Here is an 11608-nt window from a genome sequence, read left to right as displayed (position 1 = left end):
CAGACTGAAGCAATGGCGACGCATTGCAACTCGCTACGACAAGCTGGCGGCAAACTTCCTCGGCTTCGTAAAGCTCGCCAGCATCATGCTCTGGCTCAAATAGAAATTGTCACCACAGCCTAGGTGCGACTCAGTCTTCCTTGATTTTTCTCGCGCTGAGCTGCCCCGGAAATCTCCCATCCAACTCGCGCCAGAACTCGTCCCGCATAAAAATCGACCACTTGCTCTGGAAATAATTGACGTTTGGACGATCGACATCGATTTCACGCCACAGCGGCGGCAGATCGGGAGTGATCGCCTTGAATTTCACTGCGCCCCAAATACCTCGCCCGGCGAGGGCGCGACTCTCCCGGCCATCCGGCGCTCGAACAAGGCGGGGAACGGTTTCCGAACGATCCCAATCGATGAGTTGCGCGCGCGATAGGACTTCGACGAACCAGTAATTCTTCGCCGGCTGCATGCTGGCCGGTACGCGAAGTTCCATCGGGAAGTAGGCAAGGCAGCCCGGAGCTAATTCGTCGAGGATTTCCCGGCCATGGCTGGAGACAAAAATGAAATATTGGGTAGGGATGCTGATATCTGGAACCTTGAAGCGCCCAATGAACCGAGGCTCTACCGGAATATCGTTCTGCTGAAGCGGCACGCCGTCGACCAACTTTTGCCAAGCGCTATCGGGTGGAACCGTTATTCGATCCCATTCCAACGGTGACATGTCCAGAACGTAGACCATCTCCTATCCCTATAGTCTTGGTGTAGGTCGGTAACGGCACCCTACTGGCAAGTGCGATGGAGATTAATCACACCGCCAGATCCGTCGCGAGGTGGAACAGGCAGTCGCCGCGCTCGCAGCGGGCGGGGACGCGTTTGCAGAGGACCAGGCCGGCGCGCTTGAAGTGTACGATCTCGGGCTCGCGCCACGGCGTATGGTGGAAGTGTATGCGGCCGGCCGGCTGGCCTTCCTTCACCTCGTCGCCCAGCTCGACCAGCGGCTCGAACAGGCCGCCGTCCGTCGCATAGACGTAGTAGTCGTCGCCGCCGATTTCGGTGAAGCGCGTCTTCGTGGGCGCGGGCACCGGTCCCTGCAGCAGGCCGACATGGGCCAGCACGCGACGCATCCCGTCCTCGGCGACCTTGAGCGAACCCGGCGTGACCAGCCCGCCGCCGCCCAGCTCCGTGCCCATGCCGACCACGCCCTGGCGATACGAGGCCGAGGTGAAGGTGCGGCCGCCGCCTTGCGGTGCGGCCGAGATGTAGCTCACCGGCGCGCCGAAGGCCTTGAGCAGGCCCATGACCTTCTCCATGCGCGCGGCGTCCTGGTGGCGCGGCGCCAGCGCACTCGGAATGTAGGTGAGCGAGCTGCCGCCGGAATGGAAGTCGAAGGCGTAGTCGAAGCCGGGCAGCAGCGCATGCTCGATCCAGTAGGCGATCTGCTGGGTGATCGTGCCCTCGGCATCGCCGGGGAAGGAGCGGTTGAGGTTGCCCTCGTCGATCGGCGAGGTGCGGCGGCCTTCCAGCGCGGCCGGGAAATTGGCTGAGGGAAGGATCACCAGCCGGCCCTTGATGTCTTTGGGGGAGAGGCTGCGGATCAGGTTGCCCAGCCCGATCTGGCCCTCCCATTCGTCGCCGTGGTTGCCGGCCTGCATCAGCACGTTAGGACCATCGCCGTTCTTGATGCGAACGATGGGGATCGGGATCCAGCCATAGGCCGAGCGGTGGACCGAATGCGGCACGCGCACGAAGCCGGTGGCCTTGCCCTCGGCATTGAGGTCGATGTCCGGCGTGAGGCGGCTCATCGCGGTGAACTCGGTGGACTTGAGCGTTGCGTCGGTCATGTCAGCGTCTCTCGCTACGGGGATCGAGGGCATCCTGCAGTCCGTCGCCCAGGAAGTTGAAGGCGATCACGGTCAGGAAGATCAGAAGGCCGGGCCACAGGGCCAGCACGGGCGCTTCCTGGAGAAGCTCCTGTGCGCCGGTCAGCATGTTGCCCCAGCTCGCGGCCGGCGGCTGGATGCCGAGGCCGAGGAACGACAGGGTCGATTCGAACAGGATCAGCGTGCCCACCGACATGGTGGTGGCGACGACCAGCGTGCCGGCCGTGTTGGGCAGGATGTGGCGGAACATGATGCGCCCCGGGCGGGCGCCCAGCGCCACGGCGGCGCGCGTGAAGTCGCGGGCCTTCAGGGACAGCGTTTCGGCCCGCACCAGCCGTGCCACTGTGGTCCAGCCGGTCAGGGCGACGATCACCACGATGCGATAGAGCGAGAACATCTCCGACTGCGCGACCTCGGCCGGAATGCCGAGCTTCCTGGGATCGATGGCCGCCAGCACGATCAGCAGGGGCAGTAGCGGCAGCGAGATCACGCCGTCGGTAAGCCGCATCAGGAAGGCGTCCAGTCGTCCCCCGAGATAGCCGGCGACCACGCCGATGACGGCGCCGAGGATCGCCGAGAGCAGCGCGCCCGAAATGCCGACCAGCAGGGAGACGCGACCGCCGTCGAGCAGGCGCTGGAAGAGGTCGCGGCCGAGATCGTCGGTGCCCAGCCAGTGTTGCGCCGAGGGCCCTTCGAAGCGGCGAAAGAGGTCGGTCTGGGTGGGATCGATGCCGCGCAATTCGGCGATCAGCGGCGCGGCCAGCGCCAGCACCAGCATGACGGAGAGGAACGTCAGCGAGGCCCAGGCGAGGCGGTGCCGCAGCAGGCGGCGCCAGGCGGCGGGACGGGCCGCCACGGCGGTCATGGCGCCGCTTCCGCCAGCGAGACCCGCGGGTCGACCCAGGCATAGGCGAGGTCGGCCAGCAGGTTGCCGGCAATCGTGGCGGCCGTGGCGACCAGCAGGCCCACGAGGGCGAGGTTGTAGTCGTTCTCGAGGATGGCCTGGTAGATTGCCTTGCCCATGCCGGGCCAGGCGAACATCGTCTCGGTAATGAGCGCGCCGGAGACGAGGCCGCCGAAGGAGAGGGCGAGGATCGTCAGGACCGGTGAGAGGGCATTGGCGAAGGCATGACGCCACAGAACGAGCCGCTCCGGGGCGCCCTTGGCCCGCGCCGTGCGCACATAGTCCTGCCGCAGCGCCTCGATCATCGCGCCGCGCATGAAGCGGGTGTAGCCGCCGAGTTGAACGAGGGTGAGGGTCAGGACGGGCAGCGCCAGGTGGCGCAGTTGCTCGGCCAGCGCCGTCATCCAGGGAGTGCCGGCCCGGATGTCCGCCATGCCGCCAGCCGGCAGCCAGCCAAGCCTGACGGCGAACAGGCTGATCAGCAGCAGCGCCAGCCAGAAGGGTGGAGCTGAAATACCGCCGAAGCAAAGCAGGTTGATCAGGTAGTCGGCGCGGCTGCGCGGATGGGCGGCGGCCCACATGCCGAGCGGCAGGGCGATCGCCACCGACAGGACGAAGGCAACCCCGGCCAGCAGCAGCGTATTCAGGAGGCGCGGCCACAGGACCGAGAGGACCGGCTGGCCGAAGGAGCGCGAGTAGCCGAAATTGCCCTGCAGCGCCTGCAGCAACCAGGCGAGGTATCGTTCGAACAGTGGCTTGTCGAGACCGTAGGCGGCACGCAGGCGTGCAGCGTCGGCGCTGGTCATGGTCGGGTCGCCCGAGATCATCATGTCGATCGGATCGCCCGGCATCAGGCCGATCAGCAGATAGACGACGAGGCTCATCAGCAGGAGCGTGACGGCGGTCTGCATGGCGCGCGCCGCGAAGTAGCGGGTCATGCCCTCATCCCGCCAATCCTGCCTTCATCTAGTTTTCCCAGCGCCATTGCTCGACCCACAGGGTCGAACTGTTGAGCGTGCCGGTCGGCGTCACGCCCTTGAGCGGCTTCGGAATTACAAAGGGATCGACACGAAAGAACAGGGGAAGGGACGGCAGGTCGTCGGCCGCCAGCTTCTGGATTTCGGCGAACAGGGCACGTCGCTTGACAACGTCAAGTTCGCGTTCAGCGGCGTCCAGGGCCTTGTCCATCTCAGGATTGGCGTAACCGGGATAATTCTGTCCGCTCCAGCCATTGTCGGCAGAAGGGATTTCCTTGGAGTGGAGCGAGGAGCGGGGGACGCCCTCGGGGCGCTGCACCCAGGCGTACATGCCGAGCCCGCTGTAGGTCCGCCTGCCCATGGCCTCGAAGAAGATGCGCGGCGTCTCGGCCTTGAGGCGGACCTCGATGCCGACCTGACGGAGCTGGCTCTGGATCACCTGCGCCACCAGTTCGCGGACGCGGTTGCCGGCGGTGGTGCCCAGTTCGATGGAGAGCTTCTCGCCGGCCGCATTGTGGCGGACGTTGTTGCGCAGGGTCGAGAAGCCCGCCTCGTCGAGCAGCTTGCGCGCCGCTGCCGGATCGTATCCGTACTGGCGGGCCGTCGGGCTGAACATCGGGTCGAGTTCGCTGATGCCGCCATGGGCGATCGGCTGCTTGCCCTCGAACAGCTTCTCGGAGATGGCCTTGCGGTCGATCGCCAGCAGCATGGCCTGCCGGACGCGCCGGTCCGCCAGCAGCTTGTTATCCAGATTGACGTCGATGTGCTCCCAGATCAGCGCCGGCTTGTAGACGACGTTGTACTTGTCCTTGTGGCGCTTCTCGAAGGCGATGGCCTGGTCGAGCGACAGGCCGAGTTCCCCCAGCACATAGTCGACGCTGCCGGACAGGAGGTTGGCCTCCAGCGCCGCCGTATTCTCGATGATGCGCACCGTGATGCGCTTGAAGAAGGGCTTCTGGCCGGTCCAGGTCGGGTTGGGCTCCAGCACCACCCGGCTGCCGGGCACGATCTCGGTCAGGCGGTAGGGGCCGAAGGCAAGGCCGGGATTGGTCGACTGCGTGTCGTAGGCGGTCCGGTTGCGATACTCGGCCGGGTTTGCGTCGAAGATCGGTTTCTCGATATGCGCCGGCAGGAGCTGCAGGCCGATGCTGTTGTAGTCGAAGGTGACCCGGTCGATCGTCATGGTGAAGCGACGGTCGTCCTTCACGTCGAGCTTGATGATTCGCTTGTAACCCTCTGACGAGGCGACACCGGAAAGCGGATGCTTGCCCACTTCAAGGGTGAACGCCACGTCCTTCGCCGACACCGGCGTGCCGTCGCCCCAGCGCATGTTGCGCAGTTCGACGTCGATCTCCATGCCTTTCTTGCCGTCGGCAAGATCAATGACGCGCGCCTTTCCGTTCTCGATGGTGGGCAATTCGGTGCAGACGAGGCACACCAGCTTCCAGTCCGCGTCGTAGGCGGTGACCGGCCGCGCCGTCATGTTGGCGATCAGCGACTTGGCGAGCATGGAACTGATGATCGGGTTCCAGGTGCCCGGCATCTGGGTCATGGCCACGACGAGTTCCTCCTTGGCCTGGGCATTGGCCGAGGCAGGAGAAACGAGGGCGCCGAACGCCAGGGCGAGGGAGAAGAAGCGGCGGATCATGTCCGCCGCACCGTAGCAAAGAGCCGGCTAGCGGCCCAGCGGACGCGGCACCGGCGGACGGCCGCCGTGGCTCGCCGACCACTTCTCCGGCGCCTCCAGGAAGGCGCGCGTCTCGACGAGGCCCTTTTCGTCGAAATACTTGTGCTTCTCGGCCGCTTCGAGCGCGTCCCACCAGGTGGCAAGCGCGTGCAGCTTGACGCCGGCCGCGGCCAGCATCTCGATGCTCTGCGGGAAGATGCCGTAGTGGAAGACCACGAAGCAGTCCGTGACCTTAGCCTCGGCCTTCTTCAGCGCCTCGATGAAGACCAGCTTGCTGCCGCCGTCGGTCGCGAGATCCTCGACCAGCAGGACGCGCTTGCCCGGATTCAGTTCGCCCTCGATCTGGGCCATGCGGCCGAAGCCCTTGGGCTGCTTGCGCACGTAGATCATCGGCTTCTTGGCCAGCGCCGCCAGGAAGGCGGCGAAAGGGATGCCCGCGGTCTCGCCGCCGGCCACCACGTCGATCTTGCTCCAGCCGATGGTCTTTTCGATCATCTTGTGGGCGTGGGCCATGATCTTGGCGCGCGCTTCCGGGAACGAGATGATCTTGCGGCAGTCGATGTAGACGGGGCTCGCCCGGCCGGAAGTGAAGATGTAGGGGTTTTCCGGGCGGCAGTGGATCGCCTCGATCTCCAACAGGAGTCGGGCCGTGTCCCTGGCTTCCGCCGTCCCGCTGCTGCGGTCGGATTTTCCCTTGCCGTTCAACTTCTTGGCGGCCTTGCCTGTTGTGGCAGGACCGGTCGATTTGGCCTTCTTCTTCGTCGCCATGCTGACTTTTCCCCCACGCCGCTTGCGACAAAATGACGGGCGTGTGTTTAGCGTTCGCACAAAGGACCGGCAAGGGCGTGGCGTCGAATCCTGCGCGGAACACTGCAGATTTTAGTCGGTTTCGAGCGAGGACTTCCTCTTGGTGGCGGCAACCGGCAGGTGCCAGCCCCGGTAAATCGACATCAGCCGGAGGAAGAGACAGATTCCCGCGCCGGCGACCGCCGTCGGGAGGGTCGGGAGGTCCAGCCAGAACCCCAGAGCGACGGCCCCGGCGCCCGCCAGCGCGGCCACGGCGTAAAGCTCAGAACGCAGGACGGTGGGGACCTGAAGGGTGAGCAGGTCGCGGGCCACGCCCCCGCCGATGCAGGTGACCATCCCCAGCAGGGCTGCCATCAACGGGCTCAAGCCGTAGTTCAGGGCCTTCTGGGTCCCGGTGACGGCAAACAGGCAGAGGCCGGCGGCGTCGAACAGCTGGACCGGCGTGCGCACCCGGTCGATCAGCTCGGAGGCGAAGAATCCCGTCAGCCCGGCTCCCACCGTCACGGCGAGGTAGCGCCAGTTGTCGAAGGCTGCCGGCGGAACGGCGCCGATCATCAGGTCGCGGACGATGCCGCCGGCCACCCCGGCCGCCCAGGCGACGACCAGCACGCCGAACAGGTCCAGCCGCTTGTGGACGCCCCGGGTCGCGCCGCTGATGGCGAAGACGAACGTCGCGGCAAGGTCCATCGAATCGAACAGCATGCGCGCACATTACAGCGATTGCCGCCTGCCGCCGAGATGGCAGAGTGCGGTCATGGGACCGACATGACCGAGACGACCGCTCCGCCGCGCAGCCTTCGCCGCTTCGTCCGTGCCCGGGCAAGGTTGCTGATCGCCCTCGCCGCCGGCCTGGCCCTGTTTCTCCTGCTGCCTGCGGACATGCGCATCGAGACGCGCGGATTGGTGAGCTGGGATCTCACGGCGTTCGTATACATCGTCTCGACGCTCCACATGATCATGAAGTCGACCGTGGAAACCTGCTATGCCCGCGCTGCCTACTACGACGAGGGCGACTGGATCATCCTGCTGGTCGTGATCGTGAGCGCCGCCGCCAGCTTCGCGACCATCTTTTCGGAGCTCGCGATGCTGAAGACGCCGCATGGTTCTCTTTTCCACGCGCTTGCGATTTCGGGTGCAACCGTCGCCCTGTCCTGGACGTTCACGCACCTCGTGTTCACCCTGCACTATGCGAACATCTATTATCGCCCCGACGACGACGGTCCCGGGGGACTGGAGTTTCCGGGCGACCGGCCGCCGGATTACCGGGATTTCCTCTATTACTCTTTCGTGATCGGGTGTGCGTCGCAGACCGGCGACGTCGGCACCGTGTCGCCGGCGATGCGCAAGGTGACCCTTGTCCATGGCATCGTTGCCTTCACCTTCAACACCGCGATCCTCGCGCTCACCATAAACGTCGGAGCAAGCCTCGTATCATGAGCAGCAAACGTGCGGATGTCGGCATCGGCAAGGATATCCTCGCCCTCGTCCTCTTCGTCGGCCTCTGCCTCGGAATCGGCGGGCTGGGCGGGGCCGTGACAGCGGAGAGCGTCACTACCTGGTACACCACCCTCACCAAGCCGTCGTTCAATCCGCCCAACTGGATCTTCGGTCCGGTGTGGACGACGCTCTACATTCTGATGGGGGTTGCGGCCTGGCGGGTGTGGCGCGCGGCCGATCCCGACATCGCCCGCGGACCGTTGGCCGTTTTCGCTCTCCAGCTTGCCGTCAACCTGGGCTGGAGCGTCGCCTTCTTCGGGCTGCACAATCCCGGGCTGGCGGTGATCGTCATCCTGGCGCTCGACCTTCTGGTGCTCACGACGGCGCTGATGTTCCGGCGCATCGACCGGCTGGCCGCATGGTTGCTCGTGCCCTATCTCGCCTGGATCTCGTTCGCGACCCTGCTGAACGTCACCATCTGGCGCATCAACTAGCGGCGGGGCATATCGTCAGTCCGGCGTCCCGACCTTCCACACCGGGAAGGGGTCGGGGAACCGCGCCCACAAAGCCGGGCCCATCTTCATCTCGGCATCGGTGAGCAGGCAGGCATCGAGGCGGCCGGTCAGTTCCCGCCTGTCCATGCCTTCCGTCCCGATGAAGACGATTTCCTGCCGGCGGTCGCCGTAGGGGCTCCTGAAGGAGTTGCGGATCGTGGCGCGCCAGGTCGAATCCTGCGGCCAGTCCTCGCGGCGGACCGCGGCCCACCACGCCCCGGCGGCCTCGTGCCGCAGCATACCGCCTGCCTGGGACACCGAGCCGGCGAGGTTCATGCGGGAGGCCAGCCAGAAGAAGCCCTTCGAGCGGATCACGCCATCCCAGCGGCCGTTCAGCAGTGCGTAAAGGCGCATCGGATTGAACGGACGCCGTGCCTTGTAGACGAAGCTCCAGAACCCGTAGGTCTCGCTCTCGGGCGTGTGGATGCCCTGCAGTTCCTTCATCCAGCCGGGCGCCTGGCTTGCCTTCTCGTAACTGAACAGCCCCGTGTCGAGTATGGCCCCGGGGGCCACGCGTCCGTGCTCCGTGGTGACGATGCGGGCCGTGGCGTTCAGGCGGCGCAACATGTTCGTCAGGAAGCCCAGTTCGTCGGCCGTCACCAGATCCGCCTTGTTGACGACGATCACGTCGGCGAATTCGACCTGCTCGACCAGCAGATCGACGACGGTCCTCGTGTCCTCCGGCTGGGCGGTCTGGCCGCGCTGCTGCAGGAAATCGGCCGAACTGAAATCCTCGAGGAACGCCTTTGCATCGACCACGGTCGCCATCGTATCGAGTCGCGCGACGTTCGCGAGACTCTCGCCGGCTTCGTCCTCGAACTCGAAGGTGGCGGCCACCGGCATCGGCTCGGAAATTCCAGTCGATTCGATCAGCAGGTAGTCGAAGCGACCTTCAGCGGCCAGCCGCTTCACTTCGTGCAGGAGATCCTCGCGCAGGGTGCAGCAGATGCACCCATTCGACATCTCGACCAGCTTCTCCTCGCTGCGGCTCAGTTCGGCGCCGCCCTGTCGCACGAGGGCGGCGTCGATGTTGATCTCGCTCATGTCGTTCACGATCACCGCGACCTTGCGGCCCTCGCGATTGTTCAGGACATGGTTGAGCAGCGTCGTCTTGCCTGCCCCCAGATATCCCGAGAGCACGGTCACCGGCAGCCTAGTCATCGAGGGTCTCCGCATCGAGGCACAGGAAGAGGCGTGTTAGTCGATGCCGCGCGACGGGCGGCGAGCGATGGACGATCGCGTCGTTGCCCGCCTGGACCACGCCCTTGAACAGGCCCACGGAAAAGCGCGGCAGCTCGTTCAGCGGACCGCGATAGCGCCGCTGGGCGCGCAGCGCCGCCTCGGCGCGCTCGGGCGGCAACCACTGGGTTCCAGGGCCTCTGTAGGTCGTGTTGAGGCGGAGACCGACATAATCGCGATGGAAGCGCCAACAGGCATCGTGATCGATGGCTTCGAGGCGGACGTTGACCGCCGCGCAGCGCGCGATCCGGGCGAAGAGGTCGACCAGCATGGCGATGTCGTCGATCAGCCAGTCGCGCTCCGGGGAGGCGCTCAGGGCAACCGCATCGGCCAGCCGTTGCAGCGGCGCGGTCGCGTGCCCCGGAGCGGCGACGAACTGGCCCTCCGGCAGTTGGGCGGGGCGAAGGCCGTCGAGCCACTCCGCCAGGCCGGCGGGGGCGGAGCGGCGCCAGATCGCGAGCGTCGTCGTACCCGTGGCGATCCCGGCGAGGCAGTCCGCAGACGCGACCTCGAGGACGGGGGAGGGCGGCGGGACTGTCGGCCGCATCAGGACTGCGCTCGAACGGCTCATGCTGAACCATGTCTGGGTGTGATATATTATAACGTACTACTTCTAGCCTAGTCAGAGGGATCGGCAAAGCGCTGAATCAGTCTTCGGCGTGGTGCGGCGTGTCGTCGTGGCGGCTGATGTCGCTGCCGTCGTCGCGCTTCAGTTCCATGAAGACCACCGACGACAAGACGGTGATGATGCCCAGCACCAGGAAGGCCTGCTGCACGCCGTAGATCATGGTGGCTGCATGTGTATGGAGCCCCACCGGAACGAAAAGGGCGGCGATCAGGGAGGCGCCGGCCACGCCGAAGCTGATGGCGAGCTGCTGGCCGGTGGCGGCGATCGTGCTGGCGCCGCTGGTCTGCGAGCCCGAGACGTCGGCGTAAACCAGCGTGTTCATGCTGGTGTATTGCATCGAGGTGAAGAAACCGAGCACGAAGGCCTGCAGGACGATGCGCCAGATCGGCGTCTCCGCGCCCACCGTGGCGAACGACATGATGAGCAGGCCGACCACGATGGTGTTGAACACCAGCACGTTGCGGTAGCCGAGGCGCGCCAGGATCGCGGGCATGAAGGTCTTCAGGCCGATCGAGGCGATGGCCTGCGGCAGCACCAGCAGGCCCGACTGGATCGGCGAGAAGCCGAGCCCGACCTGGTAGAGCAGGGGAAACAGGAACGGAATGCCGCCCAGCCCGAGGCGTGTGAAGAACCCGCCGTTCACCGCCGCTCGGAAGGTCCTGATCCTGAACAGTGCGAGATCGAGCAACGGGAACGCCGTCAGCGAGGCCCGGATGCCATAGCCCGCGAGCAACAACGCGGACACCGCGAGCAGGCCGAGGATCTCGCCGCGCGACAGCGAATTGTCGCCGAAAACTTCCAGTACATAGGACAGGAGGGCGATCCCGCCGCCGAACAGGATGAGGCCGAGCACGTCGAGCGGATGGGTCTTGTCCTCGCGATAGTCGGGCAGGTATCGCCGGATGAAGTAGAGGCCCACGAGCCCGACCGGGATGTTTACGAAGAACACCACGCTCCAGTGCAGCCAGTGCACAATTGCGCCGCCTGCCACTGGCCCGATCATCGGCCCGATCAACGCCGGGATCGACACGAAGCTCATGGCGCGTACCAGGTCGGCCTTGCCGAAAGTGCGTGCGAGGGTCATGCGGCCGACCGGCATCATCATGGCCCCGCCGGCGCCCTGGATGACGCGGCACGCGACCAGCATCTCGAGACTGGTGGACAGGCCGCAGAGCAGCGAGCCTAAGCAGAACAGGCCGATGGCTGCGGCGAAGATGCGCCGCGTGCCGAACCGGTCGGCCATCCAGCCGCTCACCGGGATGAACACCGCAAGGCTCAGCGTGTAGCTCGCCAGCACCGACTTCACATTGAGCGGCGTCACGTCCATGGCCTCAGCGATGGCGGGCACCGCCGTGTTGAGGATGGTCGTGTCCAGCGACTGCATGAAGAACGCCACGGCGACGAGCCACGGCAACAGTCGCTTGATGTTGTCGGCGGGTGGGGCGTTCGAGGGCATACTCATCGTCCGGGATCAGTGTGAGCCCGGAGGGGCGGCGGACGCAAC

General features: G+C 65.6%; 12 protein-coding genes and 1 pseudogene. 3 read left to right on the top strand and 10 right to left on the bottom strand.

The window, feature by feature from the left end:
- Window positions 1–103, top strand: a pseudogene (locus LJ725_RS23190) (IS5 family transposase); the annotation flags it as partial.
- Window positions 104–130: 27 nt separating this feature from the next.
- On the opposite strand, the gene LJ725_RS23185 reads toward LJ725_RS23190, so the two are convergent.
- The 7 genes from LJ725_RS23185 to LJ725_RS23155 all read right to left on the bottom strand — a co-directional run bounded on the left by LJ725_RS23185 (window position 131) and on the right by LJ725_RS23155 (window position 6948).
- Window positions 131–730: a hypothetical protein gene (locus tag LJ725_RS23185; RefSeq protein WP_230553320.1), complete on the bottom strand. Its 600-nt coding sequence runs from the start codon at window positions 728–730 to the stop codon at window positions 131–133.
- 67 nt (window positions 731–797) lie between these two features.
- A complete protein-coding gene (locus tag LJ725_RS23180) occupies window positions 798–1832 on the bottom strand; it encodes a succinylglutamate desuccinylase/aspartoacylase family protein (protein WP_230553319.1) in 1035 nt (344 codons plus the stop codon).
- Between the two features lies 1 nt (window position 1833).
- Window positions 1834–2736: an ABC transporter permease gene (locus tag LJ725_RS23175; RefSeq protein WP_230553318.1), complete on the bottom strand. Its 903-nt coding sequence runs from the start codon at window positions 2734–2736 to the stop codon at window positions 1834–1836.
- A complete protein-coding gene (locus tag LJ725_RS23170) occupies window positions 2733–3713 on the bottom strand; it encodes an ABC transporter permease (RefSeq protein WP_230553317.1) in 981 nt (326 codons plus the stop codon). Before LJ725_RS23170 ends, LJ725_RS23175 begins: the two co-directional genes overlap by 4 nt.
- 28 nt (window positions 3714–3741) lie before the next feature.
- The gene (locus LJ725_RS23165) at window positions 3742–5400 is read right to left on the bottom strand and encodes a peptide ABC transporter substrate-binding protein (RefSeq protein WP_230553316.1); all 1659 of its coding nucleotides are present in this window, start codon (window positions 5398–5400) and stop codon (window positions 3742–3744) included.
- Between the two features lie 27 nt (window positions 5401–5427).
- A complete protein-coding gene (locus tag LJ725_RS23160) occupies window positions 5428–6207 on the bottom strand; it encodes an orotate phosphoribosyltransferase (protein ID WP_230553315.1) in 780 nt (259 codons plus the stop codon).
- A 111-nt stretch (window positions 6208–6318) separates the two neighbouring features.
- Complete coding sequence (locus LJ725_RS23155) at window positions 6319–6948, bottom strand: trimeric intracellular cation channel family protein (RefSeq protein ID WP_230553314.1); 630 nt, start codon at window positions 6946–6948, stop codon at window positions 6319–6321.
- A 63-nt stretch (window positions 6949–7011) separates the two neighbouring features.
- Here LJ725_RS23155 and LJ725_RS23150 point away from each other — a divergent pair, with 63 nt between their 5' ends.
- Together LJ725_RS23150 and LJ725_RS23145 are read left to right on the top strand one after the other, a co-directional pair.
- Window positions 7012–7683 (top strand): DUF1345 domain-containing protein, encoded by a 672-nt coding sequence (locus LJ725_RS23150; protein ID WP_230553313.1) that lies wholly within the window; start codon window positions 7012–7014, stop codon window positions 7681–7683.
- A complete protein-coding gene (locus LJ725_RS23145; protein WP_230553312.1) occupies window positions 7680–8177 on the top strand; it encodes a TspO/MBR family protein in 498 nt (165 codons plus the stop codon). The genes LJ725_RS23150 and LJ725_RS23145 overlap by 4 nt, the downstream gene beginning before the upstream one ends.
- 15 nt (window positions 8178–8192) lie before the next feature.
- Here the strand turns inward: LJ725_RS23145 and zigA are convergent, their stop codons facing one another.
- From zigA to LJ725_RS23130, 3 genes are all read right to left on the bottom strand, one after another.
- Window positions 8193–9398, bottom strand: a complete 1206-nt coding sequence (gene zigA, locus LJ725_RS23140) for a zinc metallochaperone GTPase ZigA (RefSeq protein WP_230553311.1) — start codon at window positions 9396–9398, stop codon at window positions 8193–8195.
- Complete coding sequence (locus LJ725_RS23135; protein ID WP_230553310.1) at window positions 9391–10023, bottom strand: DUF1826 domain-containing protein; 633 nt, start codon at window positions 10021–10023, stop codon at window positions 9391–9393. Before LJ725_RS23135 ends, zigA begins: the two co-directional genes overlap by 8 nt.
- 100 nt (window positions 10024–10123) lie before the next feature.
- A complete protein-coding gene (locus LJ725_RS23130; protein ID WP_230553309.1) occupies window positions 10124–11560 on the bottom strand; it encodes a DHA2 family efflux MFS transporter permease subunit in 1437 nt (478 codons plus the stop codon).
- Window positions 11561–11608: the final 48 nt, after the last annotated feature.

The organism is Reyranella aquatilis, assembly GCF_020880995.1.
GTDB classification, from domain to species: domain Bacteria; phylum Pseudomonadota; class Alphaproteobacteria; order Reyranellales; family Reyranellaceae; genus Reyranella; species Reyranella aquatilis.
Note: the sequence above shows the minus strand (reverse complement) of the source record. Positions and strands in the feature narration are given on the sequence as shown.

Bases quoted from the DNA above. Each gene is read 5' to 3' on its own strand.
- LJ725_RS23185 (WP_230553320.1), bottom strand. From the start codon at position 730: ATGGTCTACGTTCTGGACATGTCACCGTTGGAATGGGATCGAATAACG.
- LJ725_RS23180 (WP_230553319.1), bottom strand. From the start codon at position 1,832: ATGACCGACGCAACGCTCAAGTCCACCGAGTTCACCGCGATGAGCCGC.
- LJ725_RS23175 (WP_230553318.1), bottom strand. From the start codon at position 2,736: ATGACCGCCGTGGCGGCCCGTCCCGCCGCCTGGCGCCGCCTGCTGCGG.
- LJ725_RS23170 (WP_230553317.1), bottom strand. From the start codon at position 3,713: ATGACCCGCTACTTCGCGGCGCGCGCCATGCAGACCGCCGTCACGCTC.
- LJ725_RS23165 (WP_230553316.1), bottom strand. From the start codon at position 5,400: ATGATCCGCCGCTTCTTCTCCCTCGCCCTGGCGTTCGGCGCCCTCGTT.
- LJ725_RS23160 (WP_230553315.1), bottom strand. From the start codon at position 6,207: ATGGCGACGAAGAAGAAGGCCAAATCGACCGGTCCTGCCACAACAGGC.
- LJ725_RS23155 (WP_230553314.1), bottom strand. From the start codon at position 6,948: ATGCTGTTCGATTCGATGGACCTTGCCGCGACGTTCGTCTTCGCCATC.
- LJ725_RS23150 (WP_230553313.1), top strand. From the start codon at position 7,012: ATGACCGAGACGACCGCTCCGCCGCGCAGCCTTCGCCGCTTCGTCCGT.
- LJ725_RS23145 (WP_230553312.1), top strand. From the start codon at position 7,680: ATGAGCAGCAAACGTGCGGATGTCGGCATCGGCAAGGATATCCTCGCC.
- zigA (WP_230553311.1), bottom strand. From the start codon at position 9,398: ATGACTAGGCTGCCGGTGACCGTGCTCTCGGGATATCTGGGGGCAGGC.
- LJ725_RS23135 (WP_230553310.1), bottom strand. From the start codon at position 10,023: ATGCGGCCGACAGTCCCGCCGCCCTCCCCCGTCCTCGAGGTCGCGTCT.
- LJ725_RS23130 (WP_230553309.1), bottom strand. From the start codon at position 11,560: ATGCCCTCGAACGCCCCACCCGCCGACAACATCAAGCGACTGTTGCCG.